The following is a 26301-nucleotide window of genomic DNA, read 5'->3' as shown; positions in this document are numbered from 1 at the left end:
GCGTGAGTAGACGCGGGAAGATCGTCTGCACCCTTGGCCCTGCAACCCAATCCGACGAGCTGATTCTCGCGCTGGTCCAAGCCGGAATGGACGTCGCCCGTTTGAACTTCAGCCACGGCGACTACGCGGATCACAAAGCCGCCTACGAACGGGTGCGGGCCGCCTCGGACGCCACCGGCCGCGCGGTCGGCGTGCTCGCCGACCTGCAGGGCCCGAAGATCCGGCTGGGACGCTTTGCCGCCGGGCCCACCTACTGGGCCGCAGGGGAAACGGTGCGGATCACCGTGGCCGACTGCGATGGAAGCCACGACCGGGTGTCGACCACCTACAAGAGACTGGCCAAGGACGCCGCGGTCGGCGACCGAGTGCTGGTCGACGACGGCAAGGTCGGCCTGATGGTCGACACGATCGAGGGCGACGACGTGGTCTGCACGGTCGTCGAGGGCGGCCCGGTCAGCAACAACAAGGGTATGTCGCTGCCCGGCATGAGCGTGTCCGCGCCGCCCCTCTCGGAAAAGGACATCGAGGACCTCACCTTTGCGGTGAGCCTCGGCGTGGACATCGTCGCGCTGTCTTTCGTGCGCTCGCCGTCGGACATCGAGCTGGTGCACGAGGTGATGGATCGGCTCGGCCGGCGGGTGCCGGTGATCGCCAAGCTGGAAAAGCCCGAAGGCGTCGACAACCTCGAAGCGATCGTGCTGGCGTTCGACGGCATCATGGTCGCCCGCGGCGACCTGGGGGTCGAGTTGCCGTTGGAAGAGGTCCCCCTGGTGCAGAAGCGGGCCATTCAGATGGCCAGGGAGAACGCCAAACCCGTCATCGTTGCAACCCAGATGCTGGACTCGATGATCGAGAATTCGCGGCCCACGAGAGCCGAGGCCTCCGACGTCGCCAACGCCGTGCTCGACGGCGCCGACGCCCTGATGCTGTCCGGAGAGACATCGGTGGGCAAACACCCGCTGGAGGCCGTGCGCACGATGTCGCGCATCGTGTGCGCCGTCGAGGAGAACTCCACGGCCGCCCCGCCGCTGACTCATGTGCCGCGGACCAAGCGCGGGGTGATCTCCTATGCGGCGCGCGACATCGGCGAGCGCCTCGACGCCAAGGCGCTTGTCGCATTCACGCAGTCCGGTGACACCGTGCGGCGCCTGGCACGCCTGCACACCCCGCTGCCGTTGCTGGCCTTCACGGCGTGGCCCGAGGTGCGCAGCCAGCTCGCCATGACGTGGGGCACCGAGACGTTCATCGTCCCGATGATGAAGTCCACCGACGGCATGATTCGTGAGGTCGACAGATCACTGCTCGACCTCGGCCGCTACAAGCGCGGAGACCTGGTGGTGATCGTCGCCGGCGCCCCGCCTGGCACGGTAGGTTCGACCAACCTGATTCATGTGCACAGGATCGGGGAGGATGACGTCTAGCCCGCCGACGATGCGGGCCGCGTAGCGGCCCGAGGAGGAGGCGGGCAAGGGAATCCAGCTCTACCCACAGGGATGTCGAGCCAGAAGGAGAGCCCGTGCCGGCCGGCGATGCGACGAACGATGCGCCCGATTTCAAGGAACTGTTGGCGGTCCTCGACCTGAACCGCGTTTCCGACGACGTGTTCGTCGGTTCGCATCCCAGCAAGAACCCGATGCGGACGTTCGGCGGGCAGCTCATGGCCCAGTCGTTGGTCGCCGGCAGCCGCACGCTACCCTCGCCAGACCTGCCGCCCAGCGCGCTCGCGGTGCAGTTCATCAACGGGGGCGACACCGCCCGGGACATCGAGTTCCGCGTGACGCGACTGCGCGACGAGCGGCGCTTCGCCAATCGGCGCGTCGACGCGGTGCAGGACGGCGTGCTGCTGTCGTCGGCGCTGATCTCCTACATGTCCGGCGGACAGGGGCTCGAGCACGGCGTCAGCGCACCGCAGGTGCCGCCACCCGACGCGCTGCCGCCGCTCAGCACGCTGCTGCGGGGCTACGAGGAAACCCTTCCGCACTTCGTCAACGCCCTGCATCCGATCGAATGGCGCTTCACCAACGATCCCTCGTGGGTGATGCGCGACAAAGGTGAGCGCCTTGCCCACAACCGCGTGTGGCAGAAGGCGCTGGGCAGGCTGCCCGACGACCCGGTACTGCATACTGCGGCACTGGTCTACTCGTCGGACACCACGGTGCTCGACTCGGTCATCACCACTCATGGCCTGTCCTGGGGTTACGATCGCATCTTCGCCGCCTCGGCCAACCACTCGATCTGGTTTCACCGGCAGGTGAACTTCAACGACTGGGTGTTGTATTCGACGTCCTCGCCGGTGGCCGCCGACTCCCGCGGCCTGGGCACCGGGCATTTCTTCGACCGCTCGGGGAAGGTCGTCGCCACGGTGGTGCAGGAGGGCGTCCTGTTGTATTTCCCGTCCGCCGGCCGATAGACGGTTCGCGGCTACCTGCTCTCAAGCCCGCGCCGGCGTCACCTCCACGCGGCGGCACCGGACGCCCGCCGGGAGGTGGTGGGTGGCCACCACAACCGTCCGGTCGGCGTCGAACAGGCCCGGACCGGGACCCAACAGGCCCGGACGGCGGCTCAACAGGTTTTCCAGGATCCCGTCGGCGTCGATTGCGTCGAGGTGTTCGGTCGGCTCGTCGAGCAGCACGATGCGCGCGGGTGAGAGCACCGCCCGCGCCAGCAGCAGCCTGCGGCGCTGACCCGCCGAGAGCGCCGCGGCGCCCCCGGTCAGCACCGTGGACAAGCCGTCGGGCAATCCGGCCAGCCACGCGCCGAGCCCGACCGCATCCAGCGCGGCCATCAGCTCGTCGTCGCGGCAGTCGCCGCGGGCCACCAAAAGGTTGTCCCGGACCGTGGTGGCGAAGACGTGCGCATCCTCGGCGAAGAATCCGACCACCCCGGGCAGCCGGCTCTCGTCGAACTCGGCCAGCTCCGTTCCGCCCAGCACGACCCGCCCCTGAAGCGGGGGCAGCAGCCCTGCCAGTGTCATCAGCAGCGTCGTCTTCCCCGAACCGCTGGGGCCGGTGACCGCCACGCGCTCACCCGGCGAGAGGTCGAGCTGCACCGAGACCGACGGCGCCGTGGCCGAGTGACCGCACCGGACTGCGGCGTACAGCCGGGGAGTGCCGACGGGGAGCGCCGCGGCCGACCGCTCGCACTCGTTCGGTCGCTCCGGGGGAATCAGATCGAGGAGGCGCCGCGCGGCGATCCGCGACCGCGTCAACTGGACGGCGGCGGCCGGCAGCGGCGTCATCGCCTCGAAGGCTGACAGCGGCAACAACATCAGCACTGCCAGCGTTGTCGGCGCGACCGACGGGGCCAGCCCGATCCCGGCCGCCACCGCCCCGAGCACACTGGCCCCGATCGCCACGGTGGGCATCGCCTCGGCCACGGCGGCCGGTCTGGCCGCGGCGTCGAGGGCCGCACCCCAGGCGCGCTGGCGGCGCTGCGATTCCACGATCACCCCGCCGAGCGCGCCGGCGACACGAAGTTCGGGCGCATGCTCCAGCGCCAGCATCGCCGACGCGTCACGCCGGGCATGGTGCCGGCGGGCGATCTCCTCCTGGGTTGCGGCGGCCCGGCCGGCCAGCCGGGGCGCCACCACGCCCGCAACCAGCAGACCAATCGCCAGCACCGCGGCCGCCGGCGGGGAGATCGCCGCGACCACCGCGGTCGCGGCCACCGCCAGCACCGCCGCGACGCCGATCGGCACCAGCGCTCGCACCAGCACGTCGGCCAGTTCGTCGACATCGGCGCCCACGCGCGCCACCAGCTCGCCGCTGTGCCACCGGGTGGCGGCCGCGGCCGGCCCGCCGGCGAGCCGGCGATAGATCTGCGTCCGCACGGTGCCCGCCGCGCGCAGAGCCGTGTCGTGGGTGGCCAGCCGCTCGAAGTAGTGCAGGACGCCCCGCGAGATCGCGAACGTGCGCACCGCGACGACCGCGACCGACAGGTCCAGCACCGGCGGCATCTGCCAGGCCCGGGTGATCAGCCACGCCGAAACACCGGCCAGAGCCAGTGCGCTGCCCAACGACAGCACGCCCAGCGTGATCGCCGCCAGCACGCGGGGCAGACGCGGGCGCAGCAGTCCCAGCGCGATGCGGAGCGGATCAGACCTCCGCACAGCGCATCCCGGCCTCGGCGGTGACGTCGACGATCAGGTCCCCGATGGCCACCACGGGCTCGCGGTGGCCGACGACCACCACGGTTACCCCGGCACGCGCCCGCTCGACGATGGCGCGCAACACGCGCTCCTCGGTGCGGGCGTCCAGATGCGCCGTGGGCTCGTCGAGCAGCAGGACCGCCGCCGCCGACCCGAGCGCTCGCGCGAGGCCCAGCCGCTGCCGCTGACCCAGGGACAACCCGACGCCGCCGCGCCCGAGCGTCGTGTCCATCCCGTCGGGCAGCTCTTCCAGAACGGTATCGAAAGCCGCTGTAGTGCAAGCTGATTCGCTATCCTGTAATGGTCCGAACAGCGCCAGGTTGTCGGCGACGCTGCCCGGGACCAGCACCGGGCGCTGTGGCAGCCAGGACAACTGCCGCCACCACGCGCCCGGTTCGAGGTCCGCCACGTCGACTCCGGCGACGGTGACCCGGCCCGACGACGGCAGCGTAAGACCGGCGATCGCCTGCAGCGTGGTGCTCTTGCCGGCCCCGTTGCGTCCCGTCAGCACTGTCACCCGGCCTGGCTCGAGCACCGCGGTCAGCTCGCACGGCGCGCGGCCGTCGCGGCCGACGACGCTGAGGTTCTGTACGCGAATCTCGGCGCCGCGCGCGGTCACGGTCCTGGTTCGCGGCGCCGGGGTGGCCGCTTCGCCGATGAGCGCGAACGCCGCATCCGCGGCGGCTCTGCCGTCCTGTGCGGCATGGAATTCCACGCCGATGCGACGCAGCGGCCAGTAGACGTCGGGTGCCAGCAGCAGCACCGTCAGCCCCGTCGCCAGCGACATCTCGCCGAACACCAGGCGCAGGCCGATCCCGACGGCGATCAGTGCCACTCCCAGCGTCGCCAGCAGTTCGAGCACCAGCGCCGAGAGGAACGCGATGCGCAGTGTCGCCATCGCCGAACGCCGATGCGCGGCGGCCAGTTCGGCGATCCGGTGTTCGGGGCCCGAGGCGCGGCCCAGAGCCTTCAAGGTGGGGATCCCGGCGATCAGGTCCAGCAGCCGCGCCTGCAGCGTTGTCATGGCCGTCAGCGCCGCCGCGGACCGGTCCGCGGTCGCCAGCCCGATCAACACCATGAACACCGGGATCAGGGGCAGGGTGATCACCACGATGATCGTCGATTTCAGGTCGTAGCAGGCGATCACGGCCACGGTGGCCGGGGTCAGAAGGGCGGCCAGCACCAGGGTTGGCAGGTACCCGGTGAAGTACGGGCGCACCCGGTCGAGGCCACGCGTGACCACCACCGCGGCGGCGTCGCGCTGCACGGCGAGCTCGGCCGGCTGGCGGGCGGTCACTGCCGCGAGCACCTGGCCGCTGAGGTCGGCGATGACCGCGCTGGCTCCGCGTTGCCCCAGCCGGGCCTGCAGCCAGTGGGTCACCGCGCGCACCACCCAGAGCGCGGCCAGGACCGAGACCGGACCCAACCAGCCACGCGGGGCCGTCATCGGGGGATGGGCCACCGCGCGCGCGACGAGGTGCGCCAGCACGATCGCCGAGCCGATCGCGCAGCCGGCGATCACCACCCCGCAGCCCACCGTCGCGAACAGGTAGCGGCGCACTGCGCCCGATGCCCGCCACAGTCGCGGGTCCAGCGGCCCCCTCGAGGCTCCCTTAGCGGCTTTAGCGTCGTTCGCGCTCAGGAGCCATGCCTCGCCAGGCCGACGGAGGCGGGTATCCGCTCGGCCGAAATCCGTTGCCGGAAAACCCAATACGTCCACGCTTGGTAGATCAACGTCAGGGGAAGCATGAACACCGTCACCCACGTCATGATCTTGAGGGTGTAGGGAGTCGACGAGGCGTTGTAGATCGTCACGCTCCATTGCGCGTTCAGCGTCGAGGGCACCAGGTTCGGATACAGAGCGCCGAACAACAGGACTACCACCGCGGCGACGACCACCGCGACGCAGGAAAACGCCCAGCCGTCCGAGACCCGGCGCCACACCAGGCCCACCGCCGCCAGTTGGGCGACCACCGCGACCGCCAGGACCAGCCACGTCCAGCTCTTGCCGTAGGCCACTTGGGTCCACAGCCCGAAACCCCCGACCAGTACGGTCACCGGGATCGACAGCAACCTCGCGAATCGGTAGGCGTCGTCGCGGATCGCGCCGGAGGTCTTCAACGCGACGAACACCGCCCCATAGAACAGGAACAGTCCGGCCGTCGCCAGCCCACCGGACAACGTGTAGGCGTTGAGCACGTCGGTGATCGACAGATTTATCCGGCCGGCGGCGTCCACCGGAAGCCCGCGCACCAGGACCGCGAACGCCACGCCCCACAACACGGCGGGCAGCCAGGATCCGGCCGCAATGGCGATATCGGCCCAGACCCGCCAGCGCGTGTCGTCGATCTTGCCCCGCCACTCGATGGCGACCGAGCGCACGATCATGCCGACCAGGATGGCCAGCAGCGGCAGGTACAGCGTCGAGAACAAGGTGGCGTACCACCCGGGGAACGCGGCGAACATCGCCGCGCCGCCGGTGATCAGCCACACCTCGTTGCCGTCCCACACCGGCCCGATGGTGTTCAGGGCCGCGCGGCGGTGTGGTTCGGGGTCGCCGATGCCGAAGCGGGCGAATGGCTCCATCAACATGCCGACGCCGAAGTCGAAGCCCTCGAGAATGAAGAAACCGAGGAACAACGCGGCGATGGCGCCGAACCACAACTCTTGCAGTCCCATCACTGGGCTCCCTTCCGGACCGGGCCTCTGAGGCGCCTAGTAGGCAAATGACAGCGGTGCGACCTCGTCCTTGCCGGGTGGCGGGGGTGGCGCCGGTTCCGCGTCGTGCTCGAGCGGCCCCTCGGTGACGTAGCGTTTCAGCAGCCAGAACCAGCCCACCGCGAGCACGGCGTAGACCAGCGTGAACGTCACCAGGGAGGTGACCACCATCGCAGGGGCGTGATGGGAGACCGCCTGGCTGACGGTGAACCGCACCTGCTGGTCACCGCTCGGGTTGGGTGCGACGATCCAGGGCTGGCGCCCCATCTCGGTGAACACCCATCCCGCCGTGTTGGACAGGAACGGGGTGGGAATCGTCACCAGCGCCAGCCGCGAGAGCCACCGCTGATCGGGATTGCGGCCGCCGCGGGTCAACCACAGCACCGCCAGCGCGAACAGCACCGGGATCGCCAGCAGCCCGATCATCGCGCGGAACGCCCAGTACGTGACGAACATGTTGGGCCGGTAGTCGTTCGGGCCGAACCGGTTCTGGTAGTCCTGCTGGATGTTGCGCACCCCCTGCAGTGTGACGCCCTCGGCCCGGCCCTGGGCCAGGATCGGCAGCAGGTAGGGCACCTGGATCACGCCCTTGACGGCGTCGCAGTTGTTGTGTCTGCCGACCGTCAGGATGGAGAAGTCGGGATCGGTTTCGGTGTCGCACAACGATTCCGCCGATGCCATCTTCATCGGCTGCTGGACGAACATCAGTTTGCCCTGGCGGTCCCCGGTGAGGAACAGGCCGACGGTGGCGACCAGCACCACCCAGCAGCCGAGGATCGCCGCCGGGCGGAACATGGCGACCCGGTCAGCTCCGGCGTCCGTGCCGGCCGACGTACCGCTGCGCGAACGGACCAGCCACCACGCGCTGACGGCGGCGACGAAGGTGCCGGCGGTCAGCAGTGAGCCGGTGACCACATGCATAAACGCCGAGCGCGCAGTGTTGTTGGACAACAGCGCGGCGATGCTGTCGAGCTCGGCGCGTTTGGTCACCGGGTTGTAGTGCGCGCCGACGGGATGCTGCATGAACGAATTCGCCACGATGATGAAGAACGCGGACGCGTTGACGCCGAACGCGACGATCCAGATGCAGGCGAGGTGGACCAGTTTGGGCAGCCGGTTCCAGCCGAAGATCCACAACCCGATGAAGGTGGACTCGAAGAAGAACGCAAACAGGCCTTCCATCGCCAGGGGGGCGCCGAAGATGTCGCCGACGAACCGCGAGTACTCCGACCAGTTCATGCCGAACTGGAATTCCTGCACGATCCCGGTCGCCACGCCGATGGCGAAATTGATCAGGAACAGCTTGCCGAAGAACTTGGTGAGGCGATACCACGCGGTGTTGCCGGTGGCCACCCACACCGTCTGCATCACGGCGATCAGCGGGGCCAGCCCGATGGTGAGCGGCACGAAGATGAAGTGGTACACGGTGACGATGCCGAACTGCCACCGTGAAATGTCGACGACGTTCATAAGTCATCTCCCGCAGGGTCCAGGGCCGGTCAGCCGGTTACGACAGAGTGTAGTAGTTGGACTGCGCCGGGGCCACCGGCACGTAGGCCGGCTCTCACGAGCTGAGGTTTTTCGACGCCTTACGGATGCCGAACGACGACACGATCTCGAACACGCCGATCACCACGAACCAGACACCGACAACGAGCGCCAGGGTGACGATCGACGCGAACGGCGAGGCCAGCACGACGATGCCGGCCAGCAGGCTGATCACACCGATGAAGATCGACCATGCCCGTCCCGGCAGATTCGGATCGCTGATCGCCGAAATCGACGTGGCGACACCGCGGAAGATGAAACCTATGCCAATCCAGATGGCCAGCAACCAGATCGCGGTCAGATCGTCTTTTCCGAAGTGACGGAACGCCAGCACCGCGAGGATCAGCGACGCCGTCCCGCTGATGAACAGCAAAACACGGCTCCCCGCCGACACGTGCAGGCTGAACGCGAAGATCACCTGGGCGATGCCGGTGACCAGCAGATAGATGCCGAAGAGAATGGCGGCCAAGAATACCGTTCTGCCCGGCCACGCCAGGATCAGGCCGCCCAGGACCAGCGACAGAATTCCCGATGTCAGCGTCGATTTCCACAGATGCGGCAACAAGCTCGGAACGGGCATGGTTCCAGGAGTGGTTTGCATGGCCGCAGTCTGACACAGACGCCCGTTCGAGGATAGGGTAACCCGGCCTACACCCGTGCCGAGTGTGTTTCCTCCGCAAGACGATTGCCGGAATTGTCGGCAGTCGCCTTGCGCCCGCTGAGATACCAGGTGCGCATGACGCCCTTGCCCTTGACGTCGACGTGCCCGCGCTCGTAGAGCACGAACTCGTCCTTGAGTCGGGCGTAGATCGATTCGGGCACCTGAATCCTTCCCACCGGATCGGTGGACTCCATCCGGGAGGCGACGTTGACCGCGTCACCCCACACGTCATAGAAGAACCGCCGCGAACCCACCACCCCGGCGACCACGGGGCCGCACGCCAGGCCCATCCGCAGCGGCACCGGCATGCCGTGCGGATCCTTCATCCCGGCGGCGATACCGGACATCTCGAGCGCGCAATCCGCCAGCGCCCGAACGTGATCGGGCCGAGGCCGCGGGACGCCGCTCACCACCATGTAGGAGTCGCCGCTGACTTTGATCTTTTCCAGCCCGTGCTTGTCCACCAGCGCGTCGAAGGCGCTGTACAGACGGTCCAGGAAGCGCACCAGGTCGGCCGGCGCGGTGCTACTTGCGCGTTCGGTGAAGCCGACGATGTCCGCGAACAGGACCGAGGCGTCGTCGTACTTGTCGGCGATGACGCCGTGCCCGGGCTCTTTGAGCCGGTCGGCGATGCTGACCGGCAGCATGTTGGCCAGCAGGGCCTCGGAGCGCTCGTACTCGGCTTCCATGGCGACCTCGGCACGTGCGGTGTCACGCAAGGCGAACCAGACGGTCACGACCACCATCACCACGGCGGCGACGGACGTGACGACGAAGCCCATCGACTGCACCCATTCGGGCTGCAACCCGGTGTCGTCCGGGACGAGGAACTCCAGGGCGATGATCAGGCCGGCGGAGACCGCGGCCACGCCCGAGGCCAGCACGATGTGCTCGATGCCCAGCATCAGCACCACCAGACAGGCGCCGACCAGGAAGAACAGCTGGGACCCCGAACCGGTGCCCACGTCCCAGCACGTCGCGAAGACCGACACGTAGGCCGCGCCGATAAAGGTAAGCGGTGCGACCACGTCGCCGAAGCGGTGCAACCACGGCACGAACGCGAACACGGCGGCGGCGGCGAGGTTGATGCCGCTGACCTGCCAGCTCCAGGTCCCGCTGAGCACTTGCACGAGGGCGAAGCTCGCGCTGACCAGCACAGCCAGCGCGGCGGTGATCTTGAGCACCCGCGCCCGTCGCGCGGCGCTGTCGGCGTAGTGCCGGCTGCGGTCGCGGTTCTGCGCCCGCACTGCGGCCACACAGTCCGGGCGTCGCGACGTCCCATCCGACGGCCGTGGGGCGCCGCATTTCTTGGGCACCACGTTCGAAGCCTAACCGTCGTAGCGGGCAAAAGCCCAGGGCCGAGCCTTCGAGGCCCGAGTGCCCTCGGTGGGATTCGAACCCACACTGGACGGGTTTTGAGTCCGTTTCCTCTGCCAGTTGGGATACGAGGGCGTGTCGTTCAGCGAAGATCAGTGTTCTACCTTAAGGGAGCGTCTCACCCTAGAGGATCGGTGCCGCCCCAGGTTCTCGACGCCCCGACGTCGGTGAGCACAGCAGGCCACGACAGAATGACGGTCATGACAGGCCGCACGACCGACCACCACGCCGCAGTGCCGCGCCGGGTGCTCATCGCCGAAGACGAGGCGCTCATCCGGATGGACCTGGCCGAGATGTTGCGGGAGGAGGGTTACGAGATCGTCGGCGAGGCAGGCGACGGCCAGGAGGCCGTCGAACTGGCCGAACGGTGCAAGCCCGACCTGGTCATCATGGACGTCAAGATGCCGCGTCGCGACGGCATCGACGCGGCGTCGGAGATCGCCAGCAAGCGCATCGCCCCCATCGTGGTACTGACCGCGTTCAGCCAGCGCGACCTCGTCGAGCGGGCCCGCGACGCCGGGGCCATGGCCTACCTGGTGAAGCCGTTCACCGCCAGCGACCTGGTTCCGGCCATCGAATTGGCCGTCAGCCGGTTCGGCGAGATCACCGCGCTCGAAACCGAAGTGGCGTCGTTGTCCGACCGGCTGGAGACGCGCAAGCTCGTGGAGCGTGCCAAGGGCCTGCTCCAGGCCAAGCAGGGCATGACCGAACCCGAGGCGTTCACGTGGATCCAGCGTGCCGCCATGGACCGGCGCACGACGATGAAGCGGGTCGCCGAAGTGGTGCTGGAAACCCTCGACACCCAGGACTAGTTTCCGCCGGCGAACTTCTTCCGGCGGGCCGAGGTCAGCGGGCCACGATCACCGAGGAGCCGTGCCCGAACAGCCCCTGGTTGGCGGTGATGCCGACCGTGGCGTTCTCCACCTGCCGGCCCGTCGCCTGACCCCGCAGCTGCCAGGTCAGCTCGCAGACCTGCGCGATCGCCTGGGCGGGGATGGCTTCGCCGAAGCAGGCCAGGCCGCCTGAGGGGTTGACCGGGACCCTGCCGCCGAGGGTCGTCGCGCCGCTGCGCAGCAGCGCCTCGGCTTCGCCTCGAGGGCACAACCCCAAGTGCTCGTACCAGTCGAGCTCCAGCGCGGTGGACAGGTCGTAGACCTCGGCCAGGCTGACGTCCTGGGGGCCGATGCCCGCTTCGGCGTAGGCCGCATCGAGGATCTGGTCCTTGAACACCCGCTCCGGAGCCGGCGCCACCGCCGTGGAATCCGTTGCGATGTCGGGCAATTCGGGCAGATGCTGGGGGTAGCGCGGGGTCACCGTGCTGACCGCGCGCACTGACGGCACGCCGTCGAGCGAGCCGAGGTGCTTGCGCGCGAAGTCGGCGCCGGCCACGACCAGGGCCGCGGCGCCGTCGGAGGTCGCGCAGATGTCCAGCAGCCGCAGCGGGTCGGCGACCACCGCGCTGGCCAGCACGTCCTCGACCGACACCTCTTTGCGGTACCGGGCGTTGGGGTTCTGCAGTCCGTGCCGGGAGTTCTTGACCTTCACCTGGGCGAAGTCCTCGAGCGTGGCGCCGTAAAGGTCCATGCGTCGCCGCGCGAGCAGCGCGAAATACACCGGGTTGCTCGCCCCGATCAGGTGAAAACGCTGCCAGTCGGGGTCGTTCCTGCGTTCCCCGCCGACCGGGGCGAACGCGCCCTTGGGGGTGGTGTCGGCGCCGATCACCAGCGCGACGTCGCAGAAGCCGGCCAAGATGTGGGCGCGGGCGCTCTGCAGGGCCTGCGAGCCGCTGGCACACGCGGCGTAGCTGGAGCTGACCGGGATCCCGGTCCACCCCAGCTTCTGCGCGAACGTCGACCCGGCGATGAAGCCCGGGTAGCCGTTGCGAATGGTGTCCGCGCCGGCCACCAGCTGGATCTGGCGCCAGTCCAGGCCCGCTTCGTCGAGAGCGGCCCGAGCGGCGCGCACCCCGTATTCGGTGAAGTCGCGGCCCCATTTGCCCCAGGGGTGCATCCCGGCGCCCAGGATGTAGACGGGTTCGGGAACGCTCATCGGGGCGCGATCTTCCACGCGTGGACGACGCGCTCGACGCCGTCGTCGTCGGTGAACAGCGGCATCGTGGTCAGCTCCATCTCCATGCCGACCTTGAGGTCGGCTGCCAGTGTGCCCTCGACGACCTTGCCCAGCACGATCAGTCCCTCGTCCGCCAGCTGCACCGCGGCGATGGCGAACGGCTCGAAGGGGTCCGGGGCGGGATAGGGCGGGGGCGGGGCGTACCGGTTCTCGGTGTAGCTCCACAGCGTTCCCCGCCTGGACAGCGCGACCGACTCCAGTGTGTCGCCGGTGCACGCCGGGTTGGGGCAGTTGTCGGTCCGGCCCTCCGATGGAGCAGGCGGGAAGACGTAGGTGCCGCAGTCGGGGCACCTGGAGCCGATCAGATAGGCGTTGCCGGAGCTGTCGGTGGCAAACCATCCATCGATCGCCGGTTCTTGGCGGATGACCTCTGACACCGTGCCAGCGTACCCAGGGCGGGCATGAAACTGAAACGTGTTGCAGTTCTGTGGCGGGGCGGGGCCGCGTCACCCCGGATGCCTAGAGTGTGACTCGTGAGTGTCGCCGGCGAGGACGAAACCAGGCCGACGCTGATGTTGCTCGACAGCAATTCGCTGGCGTACCGGGCGTTCTACGCGCTGCCCGCCGAGAACTTCAAAACCCGCGGCGGGCTCACCACCAACGCGGTGTACGGCTTCACCGCCATGCTGATCAACCTGCTGCGCGCCGAGGCGCCGACGCATATCGCCGCGGCGTTCGACGTGTCCCGGGAGACGTTCCGGTCTGAGCGCTATCCCGAATACAAGGCCAACCGTTCGGCGACCCCCGACGAATTCCGGGGCCAGATCGACATCACCAAGGAAGTGCTGGGGGCGCTGGGCATCACAGTCGTCGCCGAGCCGGGGTTCGAGGCCGACGACATCATCGCGACGCTGGCCACCCAGGCGGCTGACGAGGGCTACCGGGTGTTGGTGGTCACCGGGGACCGTGACTCCCTGCAGCTGGTCACCGACGACGTGACCGTTCTGTACCCGCGCAAGGGGGTCAGCGAACTGACCCGCTTCACGCCTGCGGCCGTCGTCGAGAAGTACGGGCTCACACCCGCGCAGTATCCCGACTTCGCCGCGCTGCGCGGCGACCCCAGCGACAACCTGCCCGGCATTCCCGGGGTGGGGGAGAAGACCGCCACCAAGTGGATCACCGAATACAGCTCGCTGCAGGGCCTGGTCGACAACGTCGATGCGGTGCGCGGGAAGGTGGGCGACGCGCTGCGGGCCAACCTGGCCTCCGTGGTGCGTAACCGCGAACTCACTGAGCTGGTGCGCGACGTACCGCTGGCCCAGACGCCGGACACGCTACGGCTGCAGCCATGGGATCGCGACCACATCCACCGGCTCTTCGACGACCTCGAGTTCCGGGTGCTGCGGGACCGGCTGTTCGACACCCTGGCCGCGGTCGAGCCCGAGGTCGACGAGGGTTTCGACGTGCACGGCGGCGCGCTGGAGCCCGGCACGGTGGGGCGGTGGCTGGCCGGGCACGCCCACGATGGGCGTCGGGCCGGGCTGGCCGTCGCGGGCACCCATCTTCCGCACGGCGGGGACGCCACCGCGCTCGCGATCGCCGCCGCCGACGGGGAAGGCTGCTTCATCGACACCGCGGCGATGACCCCCGAGGACGACGCCGCGCTGGCGGCCTGGCTGGCAGACCCGGCCCAGCCCAAGGCGCTGCACGAGGCGAAACTGGCCCTGCACGACCTCGTGGGCCGGGGGTGGACGTTGCGCGGTGTCACCTCCGACACCGCGCTGGCGGCCTACCTGGTACGCCCGGGGCAGCGCAGCTTCACCCTGGACGACCTCTCGCTTCGCTACCTGCGTCGTGAACTGCGCTCGGAAACCGCTGAGCAGCAGCAACTGTCACTTCTCGATGACGTCGAGGCCGTCGACGAGCAGGCCGTTCAGGCCCTGATCGTGCGCGCCCGGGCGGTGATGGACCTCGCCGACGCGCTGGACGCCGAGCTGGAACGCATCGACTCCATCACACTGCTGGCCGGCATGGAGTTGCCGGTGCAGCAGGTGCTCGCCGAGATGGAACGCGCCGGCATCGCCGTGGACCTGGACATGCTGCACGATTTGCAAAGCCGGTTCGGTGACCAGATCCGCGGCGCCGCCGAGGCTGCCTACGCCGTGATCGGCAAGCAGATCAACCTGGGCTCGCCCAAACAGCTGCAGGTCGTGCTGTTCGACGAGCTGGGCATGCCCAAGACCAAGCGGACCAAGACCGGCTACACCACGGATGCGGACGCTGTGCAGGGTCTTTTCGAAAAGACCGGCCACCCGTTCCTGCAGCACCTGCTGGCCCACCGGGACGTCACCCGGCTGAAGGTGACGGTCGACGGGCTGCTGAACGCGGTGGCCGCCGACGGCCGGATCCATACCACGTTCAACCAGACGATCGCGGCCACTGGCCGGCTGTCATCGACCGAACCCAACCTGCAGAACATCCCGATCCGCACCGACGCCGGCCGCCAGATCCGTGAGGCGTTCGTCGTCGGGAACGGCCCGGACGGGCCGTTCGCCGAACTGATGACCGCCGACTACAGCCAGATCGAGATGCGGATCATGGCGCACCTGTCCCGCGACGAGGGACTGATCGAGGCGTTCAACACCGGCGAGGACCTGCATTCGTTCGTGGCCTCCCGCGCGTTCGGCGTGCCGATCGAGGAGGTCACCGCCGAGTTGCGCCGCCGGGTCAAGGCCATGTCCTACGGGCTGGCCTACGGGCTGAGCGCCTACGGGCTGTCCGCTCAGCTCAAAATCTCCACCGAGGAGGCGAAGGTCCAGATGGACCAGTACTTCGCCCGCTTCGGCGGGGTGCGCGACTACCTGCACGCCGTCGTCGAACAAGCCCGCAAGGACGGCTACACCTCCACCGTGTTCGGCCGCCGGCGCTACCTGCCCGAATTGGACAGCAGCAATCGTCAGGTGCGGGAGGCCGCCGAACGCGCCGCGCTGAACGCGCCGATCCAGGGCAGCGCGGCCGACATCATCAAAGTGGCGATGATCCGCATGGACAAGGCGCTCAAGGAGGCCGGCCTGTCGTCGCGGATGCTGCTGCAGGTACACGACGAGCTGCTGTTCGAGATCGCCCCCGGCGAGCGCGAACGGGTCGAGGCGCTGGCGCGCGAGCACATGGGCGGCGCCTACCCGCTGGACGTCCCCCTGGAGGTGTCGGTGGGCTACGGTCGCTCGTGGGATGCCGCCGCGCATTAGGGGCCCCATGAACCCGATCTGGATGATTCCGCTCATCGTTCTCGGCGGCGCGTTGCAGACCTGCGGCGCCGCCATGAACGGGCAGCTTTTCAAGCATCTCATCAACCCGTGGCTGGCCTCGGCGGTGTCGTTCGCGGTGATCACGGTCTTCTTCGTGGCGGCGTTCCTGATCATGCGCAGGCCGCTGCCGAGCGCCGAGGACGTCGCGTCGATGCCCTGGTGGGCGGTCATCGGCGGGCTCGTCGGTGCCGTCCAGGTCTACGCGGGCCTCACGCTGGTCAACAGGGTCGGGGCCGGAACGTTCATGGGCATCACGGTCACGTCGGCGCTCATCATGTCCTTGGTTGTCGACCATTTCGGCTGGCTGCGGCTCGATCCCCACCCCATCAACCTCTGGCGGGCTGTCGGGGGCGCGCTCATGGTGTGCGGGGTCGTCCTGATCGCCAGGTTCTGACGAGGATCGCGCAGTCGTGGTGCGGGTATTCACCCGCACCGAACGCGCCGGCAAAATTGTCGGTGTCGTAGCCGATACTGCTCACAGTTGACCGGCTCACAGCGACGAGGAGGTGCCCCACCGGTGAAGGATGGCCGTTGGGTCCAGATCGGGTCGTACGGGCCCGCGGTGCCCCACGCCGGACGGAACCTGAAGTCTGACGGGGACCACCGCTATATGTACATCTAATTTGATAATATGTACATCATGTCGGTAAAAAGGACCACAATCGAGCTTGACGAAGATCTCGTAGAAGCCGCCCAGGCCATCACCGGGGAAACCTTGCGGGCAACTGTCGAGCGCGCACTCCGTCAACTGGTGACCCGGGCCGAGGACTCCGCGGCGGCGAGGCGCGGACGGATCGTCGAGCACATCGCGCACGCCGGCAAGCACATAGATGTCGATGTGCTGCTGTCGGATCAGGCATGGCGATGACGACGTGGATTCTCGACAAGAGTGCTCACGTGCGACTCCTCGCCGGCGAGACGCCACCAGCGGGCATTGATCTAGCCGACCTTGCTATCTGTGATATCGGTGAACTCGAATGGTTGTATTCGGCCCGGTCGGCGACAGACTACGACAACCAGCAGACGTCGTTGCGTGCCTACCATGTGCTTCGCGCGCCCGCGGACATCTTCGAGCGAGTTCGCCGGCTTCAGCGCGACCTAGCCCACCACCGCGGCATGTGGCACCGAACGCCGATCCCCGACCTCTTTATCGCCGAAACTGCAATCCACCACGAGGTCGGCGTGTTGCACCGGGACCGCGACTACAAGCGGATAGCGGCTGTTCGGCCAGGCTTCCAAGTACTGGAGCTGTCGTGACTTGCCAAGCAGGATTGAATCCTCAAGGCCATCGTGCCGCGCATCACCTACCGCGTCGAGTGTCAATTGCTTGCCGGCTTTCGCCCTGCTAGCGCGGGGCGGCGGCCGCCACGTCGTATCAGGAGCCCTGCACGGGGCGGGCACGTACCGCCGCTGATCAGCGACTCGATGTAGCGCCCGGGGGATCACTGCCAAGAGGACGGCACCAGATGCGCCCCTGACCTAATGCGGGCACTAACCGGTTTGTCCAGCGTGCGCCCTGTCGAGTAGCCTCGACGGGTAAATCTCACATTGTCCCTACGACCCAACCTGTCCGGAGCAACCCACCACATGCCGAGTCCCGCCGTCACCTCGCCGCAAGTAGCCGTCAACGACATAGGCTCCAGCGAGGATTTTCTCGCCGCCATCGACAAAACGATCAAATACTTCAACGATGGCGACATCGTCGAAGGCACCATTGTCAAAGTTGACCGGGACGAGGTCCTCCTCGACATCGGCTACAAGACCGAGGGCGTGATCCCCGCCCGCGAGCTCTCCATCAAGCACGACGTCGACCCCAGCGAGGTCGTTTCCGTCGGCGACGAGGTCGAGGCCCTGGTTCTCACCAAGGAGGACAAAGAGGGCCGGCTGATCCTGTCCAAGAAGCGCGCGCAGTACGAGCGCGCCTGGGGCACCATCGAGGCGCTCAAGGAGAAGGACGAGGCCGTCAAGGGCACCGTCATCGAGGTCGTCAAGGGCGGCCTGATCCTCGACATCGGGCTGCGCGGCTTCCTGCCCGCCTCGCTGGTCGAGATGCGCCGAGTCCGCGATCTGCAGCCCTACATCGGCAAGGAGATCGAGGCCAAGATCATCGAGCTGGACAAGAACCGCAACAACGTGGTGCTGTCGCGGCGGGCCTGGCTCGAGCAGACCCAGTCCGAGGTGCGCAGCGAGTTCCTCAACGCACTGCAGAAGGGCACCATCCGCAAGGGTGTGATCTCCTCCATCGTCAACTTCGGCGCGTTCGTCGACCTCGGCGGTGTCGACGGTCTGGTGCACGTCTCCGAACTGTCCTGGAAGCACATCGACCACCCGTCGGAGGTGGTCCAGGTCGGCGACGAGGTCACCGTCGAGGTGCTCGACGTCGACATGGACCGCGAGCGGGTTTCGTTGTCGCTCAAGGCGACCCAAGAAGACCCGTGGCGCCACTTCGCCCGCACCCACGCCATCGGTCAGATCGTGCCGGGCAAGGTCACCAAGCTGGTGCCGTTCGGTGCGTTCGTCCGCGTCGAGGAGGGCATCGAGGGCCTGGTGCACATCTCCGAGCTGGCCGAGCGCCATGTCGAGGTGCCCGACCAGGTGGTCTCCGTCGGCGACGACGCGATGGTCAAGGTCATCGACATCGACCTGGAGCGCCGTCGGATCTCGTTGTCGCTCAAACAGGCCAACGAGGATTACACCGAGGAGTTCGACCCGGCGAAGTACGGCATGGCCGACAGCTACGACGAGCAGGGCAACTACATCTTCCCGGAGGGCTTCGACGCCGACACCAACGAGTGGCTCGAGGGATTCGACAAGCAACGCGCCGAGTGGGAGGCCCGTTACGCCGAGGCCGAGCGCCAGCACAAGATGCACACCGCGCAGATGGAGAAGTTCGCCGCGGCCGAGGAGGCCGGTCACGCCGGTGGCGACCAGTCGCCGGGCACCGGTACGTCCTCGGCGAAGTCCGCTGGCGGGTCGCTGGCCAGCGACGCCCAGTTGGCCGCCCTGCGGGAAAAGCTCGCCGGCAACGCCTGACAGCGCTCGCTGATGCTGCGCATCGGGTTGACCGGCGGCATCGGCGCCGGCAAGTCGGCGCTGTCCGCTACGTTCGCCCAGTGCGGCGCGGTCATCGTCGACGGGGACGTGGTTGCGCGCGAGGTGGTCGAACCGGGCACCGAGGGCTTGGCCGACCTCGTCGACGCATTCGGGGCGGACATCCTGCTGCCCGACGGCGCACTGGACCGTGCGGCCTTAGCTGCCAAGGCTTTTCGTGACGACGACGCACGCAAGACGCTCAACGGGATCGTGCACCCGCTGGTCGGCCGGCGGCGATCGGAGATCATCGCGGCGGTGCCCGACGATGCCGTCGTCGTCGAGGACATCCCGCTGCTGGTGGAATCCGGTCTGGCGCCGCTGTTCCCGCTGGTCGTCGTGGTGCACGCGGACGTCGAGGTGCGGGTGCGGCGGCTGGTGGAGCAGCGCGGCATGGCTGAACAGGACGCCCGCGCCCGGATCGCCGCGCAGGCCGACGACGAGCAGCGCCGCGCGGTCGCCGATGTCTGGCTGGACAACTCCGGCAATCCGGCGGACCTGAAGCGACGGGCTCGCGACGTCTGGAATGACCGGATCCTGCCGTTCGCCCACAACCTGACCGCGCGCCGAACCGTGTGCGCCCCCGCGCGGTTGGTACCGGCCGACCCGACGTGGCCGGAACAGGCTCGGCGGATTGCCAACCGCCTGAAGACCACGTGCGGCCACAAGGCGTTGCGGGTCGACCACGTCGGGTCCACGGCGTTGTCCGGGGATCCCGCCTGGTACGCCACGGACGTCATCGACATGCAGATCACCGTCGAGTCGCTCGCCGTGGCCGACGAGCTCGCTGAGCCGTTGTTGTCTGCCGGCTACCCGCGCATCGAGGACGTCACCGCCGATGTCGCCGACGGCGAGGCTCGCAGCACCATGGAGCGTTTCGATCACAGCGACGATCCGGCTCTGTGGCAGAAGCGGCTTCACGGCTCGGCCGATCCCGGCCGGCCGACCACCGTGCACATCCGGGTGGACGGGTGGCCTGGACAGCAGTTCGCCCTGCTGTTCGCCGACTGGCTGGCGGCCAATCCCGGCGTGCGCGAGGAGTACCTGGATGTCACGCGTGCGGCCGAGAGCGGCGCGCACGGGGACGTCGCGCGCTACGCCGACGCCAGGCAGCCCTGGCTTTTCGACGCCTACCCGCGGGCATGGGCGTGGGCCGACGGTGTCAGCTGGCGGCCTCGACCTAGGCGCTAGTGGTCCTGGCGGTGCTGGGCGGGGAAGTCATCGTGAACTCCCGCGCCAGGTGAGGCGCATGCCTTTGCCGGCCACCCAGCGGGACAGGTCATAGCCGTTGCGGGCCAGCCCGTCGACGGCGTCCACCGCGTGTCGCACCGCCCGCTCGGCGGCCTCCGGGCTCAGCAGGCCGTGGCGGACCGCGTCGAGCAGTTCGTCGACATCGAGCAACTCCGCCCGCGCCCCGGTGCGGACCTCGATGTCGAGGTAGTGGTCCTCGCAATGCCACACCTGCGGGCCGGGGACGCAGTCGCCCACGTCGAGGTAGTAGTCCTGGTCGCGTTCGTAGCCGGGATTGAAGTGGAACACGGTGGCGCGCAGCCCCAGTGACGGCAGCAACCATGACTCGAGGTAGGAGAACTGGGCCCGGCCCGGGGTGGGCCGGGCGACATACAGGCCCCACGGGTGCACCGCGTACTCGTCGACGGCCCGCACGATGCCCTTGGGGTCGGTGTTGGTGCGGGCGATCAGGTCGAACGTCTCGTGCTTGGGCGCGTGGATGGTTTGACCCTAACGGTCCGCGGCACGAGCTGATCATTGGACCGGACCAGCGACGGGACACCCGTCCGCGGATCGCCGCGGCCAGATGTCGGAGGGGCGCTCTACCCTGGCCATATGGCTTTTGCTACCGAGCACCCGGTCGTCGCGCACTCGCAATACCGCGCGGTCGAAGACGTGGTGCGCAGCGGGGCGCGCTTCGAGGTGGTCAGTCCGCACGAGCCGGCCGGCGATCAGCCGGCGGCCATCAACGAGCTGGAACGGCGCATCCGGGCCGGCGAACGCGACGTGGTGCTGCTCGGCGCCACCGGCACGGGTAAATCGGCAACCACCGCCTGGCTCATCGAGCGGCTGCAGCGGCCCACCCTGGTGATGGCGCCGAACAAGACGCTGGCCGCGCAGCTCGCCAACGAGCTGCGAGAGATGTTTCCGCACAACGCCGTCGAGTACTTCGTGTCGTACTACGACTACTACCAGCCGGAGGCCTACATCGCGCAGACCGACACCTACATCGAGAAGGACAGCTCCATCAACGACGACGTCGAGCGGTTGCGGCACTCCGCGACGTCGTCGCTGCTGTCGCGACGCGACGTGGTGGTGGTGGCGTCGGTGTCATGCATCTACGGCCTGGGGACGCCGCAGTCCTACCTGGACCGCTCCGTGGAATTGGAGGTCGGCACCGAGGTGGCCCGCGACGCCCTGCTGCGGCTGCTGGTCGACGTCCAGTACACCCGCAACGACCTGTCGTTCACCCGTGGCTCGTTCCGGGTGCGGGGCGACACGATGGAGATCATCCCGTCCTACGAGGAGCTGGCGGTCCGGGTCGAATTCTTCGGCGACGAGATCGAGGCGCTGTACTACCTGCACCCGCTGACCGGTGAGGTGATCCGCCAGGTCGACTCGTTGCGCATCTTCCCGGCCACCCACTACGTGGCCGGTCCCGAGCGGATGTCCCAGGCGATCTGCACCATCGAGGAGGAGCTCGCCGAGCGGCTCGCCGAGCTGGAAGGGCAGGGCAAGCTGCTGGAGGCCCAGCGGCTGCGGATGCGCACCAACTACGACATCGAGATGATGCGCCAGGTCGGTTTCTGCTCCGGAATCGAGAACTACTCCCGCCATATCGACGGCCGGCCGGCGGGTTCGGCGCCGGCGACGCTACTGGACTACTTCCCGGAGGACTTCCTGCTCGTCATCGACGAGTCGCACGTCACCGTGCCGCAGATCGGCGGCATGTACGAGGGCGACATGTCCCGCAAACGAAACCTGGTGGAATACGGGTTCCGGTTGCCCTCCGCAGTCGACAATCGACCGCTGACCTGGGAGGAGTTCGCCAGCCGGATCGGGCAGACGGTGTATCTGTCGGCGACGCCCGGCCCCTACGAGCTGAGTCAGTCCGGCGGCGAGTTCGTCGAGCAGGTGATCCGCCCCACCGGCCTGGTGGACCCCAAGGTGGTGGTCAAGCCGACCAAGGGCCAGATCGACGACCTCATCGGCGAGATCCGCAAACGCACCGACGCCGACCAGCGGGTGCTGGTGACCACCCTGACCAAAAAGATGGCCGAGGACCTCACCGATTATCTGCTCGAGATGGGCATCCGGGTGCGCTACCTGCACTCCGAGGTCGACACGTTGCGCCGCGTCGAACTGCTGCGCCAGCTGCGGTTGGGCGAATACGACGTGCTGGTGGGCATCAACCTGCTCCGCGAGGGCCTGGACCTGCCGGAGGTGGCGCTGGTGGCGATCCTCGACGCCGACAAGGAAGGGTTTCTGCGCTCGTCGCGCAGCCTGATCCAGACGATCGGGCGCGCCGCCCGCAACGTCTCCGGGGAAGTGCACATGTATGCCGACACCATCACCGATTCGATGAAAGAGGCCATCGACGAGACCGAGCGGCGGCGGGCCAAACAAATCGCCTACAACGAGGCCCACGGCATCGACCCGCAACCGCTACGCAAGAAGATCGCCGACATCCTCGACCAGGTCTACCGCGAGGCAGACGACACCGACATCGGGATCGGCGGGTCAGGCCGCAACGCATCCCGCGGCCGGCGCGCGCAGGGCGAACCGGGACGTGCGGTGAGCGCCGGCGTGTTCGAAGGTCGCGACACCGCCAACATGCCCCGCGCCGAGTTGGCCGACCTCATCAAGGACCTCACCGCGCAGATGACGGCCGCCGCGCGCGATCTGCAGTTCGAGTTGGCCGCCCGGTTCCGAGACGAGATCGCCGATCTGAAGAAGGAACTGCGCGGGATGGACGCCGCCGGTCTCATGTGACGCAGGCGGTTGGCGAGTCTGCTGGGCGGCAGCTATCTGGGTACGTCGGTCGTGCTGGCCCGGCCGGCGGACCGGGTGCGCGGCTTCGCTGCGATCCCATGTGCCCGATTTCCGGTTGCTCGCGAGCGGTCGCGCATCGCATCGCCAAGCAAACGCCGCTTAACGAGATTGCCATCGAAACACTGCCAACGGCGGAAGGTTTCGATTTCAGACGGCCATTCCGTACCGACAACGAATCCAGGAAATCTCATGCCGCTGCGGGTTACGGCGTGAACAATGTGGGTATCACCCCTTCGGTCGGCTGGTGTGCGAGCTGGAATCCCGCTTGGCCGACATCAACGACGGGCTCGATGTGCCGATCACCGGTCGGTCGAGGGTTTCCAGGTTCACCTGGGCGGAGGTCTTGGCCACGAGGCTGGGTTTGGCCGCAAACTGCGTGCGCACAAGGTCTACTCAACTTCGTCACCAAGCGTGATCCCGGCGAGCGTTTCGCGAACTGGGCGTTGCGCGCCGAAGAGGATGATCTTCGATGAGGACAGGAGTATCAGATGAGTGCAACGGATGACCCGGTGACCGAGGCCGAACTTCGAGAGCTCGCCGCGCGGGGCGCCGCCGAACTCGACGGCGCCGGCGCCATCGACCTGCTGCGCTGGACCGATCAAACCTTTCCCGGAAGATGGGTGGTCGCCTCCAACATGCAAGACGCCGTCCTCATTGATCTGGCGGCGACGGTGCGCCCGGGCGTGCCGGTGATGTTCATCGACACCGGCAACGAGTTCCCCGAGACTATCGGCATGCGCGATGCGGTCGCGGCGACTTACGACATCCGCATGGTGACCATCACCCCCGAGCCTTCGGTGTTGGCGCTGGGTACGAGCCTGTGCCACACCGACCCCGACGAGTGCTGCCGGCTGCGCAAGGTCGTCCCGCTGGCCAAAGCACTGCCCGAGTATCGCGCGTGGGTGACCGGGCTGCGCCGCAGCGATGCGTCGACCCGCTCAGACGCCCCGCTGATCAGCTTCGACGAAAAGTTCAAGTTGGTGAAGGTCAACCCGCTGGCCGTATGGTCCGACCAAGATATGACCGACTACATCACAGAGCACAACGTGCTGGTCAATCCGCTGGTTGACGAAGGCTACCCGTCGATCGGGTGCGCGCCCAACACCACCAAACCGGCTCCGGGAGAAGACAAGCGCAGCGGTCGGTTTGCAGGATTCACTAAGACCGAATGCGGCCTGCACCTCACGTGACGGCCCCAGCTGGTCACCCGTGCGCATTGGCAGCTTATCGACGACTACGAGCGCTCGGCCGGTGAGCCGTTCGGGCGGCCCCGCGCCAAGCTCGCGACCCTCGATGAACTACTGCGGGCTGCCCACGGCTGACCTGCGAACATCAACGTATCCGCGTTGGATGTCCTGGTAATCAACAAGTTAGGAGACGTCTTGTGACCTATGTGATCGCCGAACCCTGTGTCGACGTCAAAGACAAATCGTGCATCGACGAATGTCCGGTCGACTGTATCTATGAGGGGACCCGGATGCTCTACATCCAGCCCGACGAATGCATCGACTGCGGTGCCTGCGAGCCGGTATGCCCGGTCGAGGCCATCTATACCGAAGAAGACGTGCCAGAGGAGTGGACCGACTACATCCAGTTCAACGCCGACTTCTTCGCGGAACTCGGCTCACCCGGCGGTGCGGCCAGAGTCGGACTCACCGACAACGATCCCGCCGCGGTGAAAAACCTGGAGAGCAAAGCTTGACGCGTTTGCATTTTCCCCGCGAGATCTCCTGTCGGCGCATCTGCTAGCTGGCCCTCAGCGCGCATTGGCGGCTGACACAGGCGCTGGCTGGGGTTTGCTTCGTACTCGCGTGGGTATGCCGACGGCGGTAGTTGGGCAATTCGGATCACCCGTTGGTGATGTCGACTCGGGAGGAGTGAGGTTTTGATGCAGATCGACCAACGCACAGCACCGATCGAGCGGGGAGCGTTCGGAATGCCCCGGCCACAAGGTTGGCCACTGGAGCGCACCATCAACCTGTTGGCGGGTGCCATGGTGCTGGCGACTCTGGCTCTGGGGCGCAAATATTCGGCCCGGTGGAGGATCCTCACCGGTTTCGTGGGAGCCAACCTGCTGCTCGATGCGGCCGTGGGATGGTGCCCCACCAGTGTGCTACTGCATCGACTCGGCATCCCCACTACGGCCGAGCGGGCTTCGGGCTGCGGCGTTTAGCCCACACACAGATGAAATGCGTGCCGGACGAGTCGCTTCGGGCGTCCGGCATTGAAGAGCCGTCGAGGCCATCAGTGAACATTGAGGAGTCGGAACATGATGCACATGCCTGAGACCGTGACGCCAACGCTGGACGTCACAGACGACAGCACCGCAGGGGCGGTGGCGCCATGAGCCGCGCGCGTCCTCGGGTGGTGATCCTGGGCAGCAGCTTCGCGGGGCTGACCACCGCACGCTTTATCCGGGCACAGTGCGGCGACGCGGTCGACATCACGGTGATCGACCGCAACCCGTACCTGATTTTCGTGCCGAACATTCCGATGGAGGTGTTCGCCGATCACGATCCGCTGGTGACGATGCACATGGAAACCGTCCAGTTCCATGACCGCGACGGCAACGCGTTCATCAACGCCTCGGTCACCGCCATCGACCCCGACGCCAAGCGGGTGGTTTTCACTCCGGCCGATCGCGCCGGCTCGGCGCCCGAGACAATCGCCTACGACTATCTCGTCGTGGCACTGGGCAACCAACTGGCCTATGACCGGATCGAGGGTTTCGGCGAGTTCGGCGACACCGTCTCCAGCGGACACTACGGTAATAAACTGCGGCGCAAGCTTTTTGGTGGTGCTTACAAGGGCGGCCCGATCGCCATCGGGTCTGCCCGGTTTCACCAGGGCCTCGAGCACAAGCCCGACTGGCTGCCGGTCGCCGAGGCCGCCTGCGAAGGGCCGCCGCTGGAGTTGGCGTTGTCGATGGCGCACTGGCTCGGTGAGCACTCGATGGGCGACGCCCACAAGATCACGTTGTTCACCCCGGGCGGAACGATCGCCGAGGACGCCGGTGAAGAGATCGTGAAGGAGTTCCTGGGTCTGGCCACCGACATGGGTTTCGGATACCTGTCCGACACCCAGGACGTTTCGCGACTCACTGCCGACGGCATCGAGTTCGCCAACGGCCACAGCGTGGAAGCCGAATTGAAGATCCTCATGCCCGACTGGGTGCCGCATGCGTTTCTGAAGGATCTGGCGATCACCGACGAGTACGGTTTCGTGCTCACCGGCACCGACATGCGCAACCCCGACCATCCCGAGGTTTTCGCCGTGGGTGACGCCGCAGCGCTGACGGTACCCAAGCTCGGTTCGCTCGG

The 26301-nt window shown here is 67.5% G+C and carries 23 protein-coding genes, 1 tRNA gene and 1 pseudogene; 15 read left to right on the top strand and 10 right to left on the bottom strand.

The genetic code is table 11. The features are described 5' to 3' along the window. Positions 1–2 precede the first annotated feature (2 nt). Both pyk and AC2VOK_RS05510 read left to right on the top strand, forming a co-directional pair. The gene (gene pyk / locus AC2VOK_RS05515) at positions 3–1421 is read left to right on the top strand and encodes a pyruvate kinase (RefSeq protein WP_428899577.1); all 1419 of its coding nucleotides are present in this window, start codon (positions 3–5) and stop codon (positions 1419–1421) included. 95 nt (positions 1422–1516) lie between these two features. Then, positions 1517–2410, top strand: a complete 894-nt coding sequence (locus tag AC2VOK_RS05510; RefSeq protein WP_428899576.1) for an acyl-CoA thioesterase II — start codon at positions 1517–1519, stop codon at positions 2408–2410. Positions 2411–2431: 21 nt separating this feature from the next. On the opposite strand, the gene cydC is transcribed toward AC2VOK_RS05510, so the two are convergent. The 7 genes from cydC to AC2VOK_RS05475 all read right to left on the bottom strand — a co-directional run bounded on the left by cydC (position 2432) and on the right by AC2VOK_RS05475 (position 10526). After that, on the bottom strand, positions 2432–4108 hold the full coding sequence (gene cydC / locus AC2VOK_RS05505; RefSeq protein ID WP_428899575.1) for a thiol reductant ABC exporter subunit CydC: 1677 nt from the start codon (positions 4106–4108) through the stop codon (positions 2432–2434). Further along, a complete protein-coding gene (gene cydD / locus AC2VOK_RS05500; RefSeq protein ID WP_428899596.1) occupies positions 4095–5684 on the bottom strand; it encodes a thiol reductant ABC exporter subunit CydD in 1590 nt (529 codons plus the stop codon). Before cydD ends, cydC begins: the two co-directional genes overlap by 14 nt. A 101-nt stretch (positions 5685–5785) precedes the next feature. Continuing rightward, on the bottom strand, positions 5786–6826 hold the full coding sequence (cydB, locus tag AC2VOK_RS05495) for a cytochrome d ubiquinol oxidase subunit II (RefSeq protein WP_428899574.1): 1041 nt from the start codon (positions 6824–6826) through the stop codon (positions 5786–5788). 36 nt (positions 6827–6862) lie between these two features. Continuing rightward, positions 6863–8335: a cytochrome ubiquinol oxidase subunit I gene (locus AC2VOK_RS05490; RefSeq protein ID WP_428899573.1), complete on the bottom strand. Its 1473-nt coding sequence runs from the start codon at positions 8333–8335 to the stop codon at positions 6863–6865. A gap of 94 nt (positions 8336–8429) precedes the next feature. Further along, complete coding sequence (locus AC2VOK_RS05485) at positions 8430–9032, bottom strand: HdeD family acid-resistance protein (RefSeq protein ID WP_428899595.1); 603 nt, start codon at positions 9030–9032, stop codon at positions 8430–8432. 29 nt (positions 9033–9061) lie between these two features. Next, complete coding sequence (locus AC2VOK_RS05480) at positions 9062–10393, bottom strand: adenylate/guanylate cyclase domain-containing protein (RefSeq protein WP_428899572.1); 1332 nt, start codon at positions 10391–10393, stop codon at positions 9062–9064. Between the two features lie 59 nt (positions 10394–10452). Beyond that, positions 10453–10526, bottom strand: a tRNA-Leu gene (locus AC2VOK_RS05475). Positions 10527–10651: 125 nt separating this feature from the next. On the opposite strand from AC2VOK_RS05475, the gene AC2VOK_RS05470 reads away from it, so the two are divergent. After that, positions 10652–11263: an ANTAR domain-containing response regulator gene (locus tag AC2VOK_RS05470; protein WP_428899571.1), complete on the top strand. Its 612-nt coding sequence runs from the start codon at positions 10652–10654 to the stop codon at positions 11261–11263. Positions 11264–11297: 34 nt separating this feature from the next. On the opposite strand, the gene AC2VOK_RS05465 is transcribed toward AC2VOK_RS05470, so the two are convergent. Both AC2VOK_RS05465 and AC2VOK_RS05460 read right to left on the bottom strand, forming a co-directional pair. Next, positions 11298–12500, bottom strand: a complete 1203-nt coding sequence (locus tag AC2VOK_RS05465; RefSeq protein WP_428899570.1) for a lipid-transfer protein — start codon at positions 12498–12500, stop codon at positions 11298–11300. Next, the gene (locus AC2VOK_RS05460; RefSeq protein ID WP_428899569.1) at positions 12497–12958 is read right to left on the bottom strand and encodes a Zn-ribbon domain-containing OB-fold protein; all 462 of its coding nucleotides are present in this window, start codon (positions 12956–12958) and stop codon (positions 12497–12499) included. The genes AC2VOK_RS05465 and AC2VOK_RS05460 overlap by 4 nt, the downstream gene beginning before the upstream one ends. A gap of 135 nt (positions 12959–13093) precedes the next feature. On the opposite strand from AC2VOK_RS05460, the gene polA reads away from it, so the two are divergent. The 6 genes from polA (at position 13094) to coaE (ending at position 20110) form a co-directional block, all read left to right on the top strand. After that, the gene (polA, locus tag AC2VOK_RS05455; RefSeq protein WP_428899594.1) at positions 13094–15769 is read left to right on the top strand and encodes a DNA polymerase I; all 2676 of its coding nucleotides are present in this window, start codon (positions 13094–13096) and stop codon (positions 15767–15769) included. Between the two features lie 7 nt (positions 15770–15776). Beyond that, a complete protein-coding gene (locus tag AC2VOK_RS05450) occupies positions 15777–16223 on the top strand; it encodes a DMT family transporter (RefSeq protein ID WP_428899568.1) in 447 nt (148 codons plus the stop codon). Positions 16224–16469: 246 nt separating this feature from the next. Then, on the top strand, positions 16470–16697 hold the full coding sequence (locus AC2VOK_RS05445) for a type II toxin-antitoxin system VapB family antitoxin (protein ID WP_428899593.1): 228 nt from the start codon (positions 16470–16472) through the stop codon (positions 16695–16697). Beyond that, the gene (locus AC2VOK_RS05440; RefSeq protein WP_421530032.1) at positions 16694–17086 is read left to right on the top strand and encodes a PIN domain-containing protein; all 393 of its coding nucleotides are present in this window, start codon (positions 16694–16696) and stop codon (positions 17084–17086) included. The genes AC2VOK_RS05445 and AC2VOK_RS05440 overlap by 4 nt, the downstream gene beginning before the upstream one ends. Before the next feature lie 330 nt (positions 17087–17416). Further along, complete coding sequence (rpsA, locus tag AC2VOK_RS05435) at positions 17417–18862, top strand: 30S ribosomal protein S1 (protein ID WP_428899567.1); 1446 nt, start codon at positions 17417–17419, stop codon at positions 18860–18862. Positions 18863–18874: 12 nt separating this feature from the next. Next, a complete protein-coding gene (coaE, locus tag AC2VOK_RS05430) occupies positions 18875–20110 on the top strand; it encodes a dephospho-CoA kinase (RefSeq protein WP_428899566.1) in 1236 nt (411 codons plus the stop codon). A gap of 27 nt (positions 20111–20137) precedes the next feature. Here coaE and AC2VOK_RS05425 read toward each other — a convergent pair whose 3' ends face one another. Then, positions 20138–20584: a ribonuclease FAU-1 family protein gene (locus tag AC2VOK_RS05425; protein WP_428899565.1), complete on the bottom strand. Its 447-nt coding sequence runs from the start codon at positions 20582–20584 to the stop codon at positions 20138–20140. A 180-nt stretch (positions 20585–20764) separates the two neighbouring features. Between AC2VOK_RS05425 and uvrB the strand changes: the two genes are divergently transcribed. From uvrB to AC2VOK_RS05395, 6 genes and pseudogenes are all read left to right on the top strand, one after another. Further along, positions 20765–22921, top strand: coding sequence for an excinuclease ABC subunit UvrB (gene uvrB, locus AC2VOK_RS05420; protein ID WP_428899564.1), 2157 nt, complete (start codon positions 20765–20767; stop codon positions 22919–22921). 357 nt (positions 22922–23278) lie between these two features. After that, a pseudogene (locus AC2VOK_RS05415) lies at positions 23279–23454 on the top strand (nitrite/sulfite reductase); the annotation flags it as partial. Between the two features lie 15 nt (positions 23455–23469). Further along, the gene (locus AC2VOK_RS05410) at positions 23470–24171 is read left to right on the top strand and encodes a phosphoadenylyl-sulfate reductase (RefSeq protein WP_428899563.1); all 702 of its coding nucleotides are present in this window, start codon (positions 23470–23472) and stop codon (positions 24169–24171) included. 194 nt (positions 24172–24365) lie between these two features. Next, positions 24366–24683 carry a ferredoxin gene (fdxA, locus tag AC2VOK_RS05405; protein WP_343709416.1) on the top strand — a complete coding sequence of 106 codons (318 nt, stop codon included), beginning with the start codon at positions 24366–24368 and terminating at the stop codon, positions 24681–24683. Between the two features lie 186 nt (positions 24684–24869). Further along, the gene (locus AC2VOK_RS05400; protein ID WP_343709415.1) at positions 24870–25154 is read left to right on the top strand and encodes a YgaP family membrane protein; all 285 of its coding nucleotides are present in this window, start codon (positions 24870–24872) and stop codon (positions 25152–25154) included. Between the two features lie 170 nt (positions 25155–25324). Further along, positions 25325–26301, top strand: a 977-nt coding sequence (locus tag AC2VOK_RS05395) for an NAD(P)/FAD-dependent oxidoreductase (RefSeq protein ID WP_428899562.1), incomplete at its 3' end; no start/stop codon positions are given.

It is taken from the genome of Mycobacterium sp. TH-M116 (assembly GCF_057473685.1).
The sequence above is the reverse complement of the archived record's forward strand: the minus strand, read 5'-3'. Positions and strand labels throughout refer to the sequence as shown.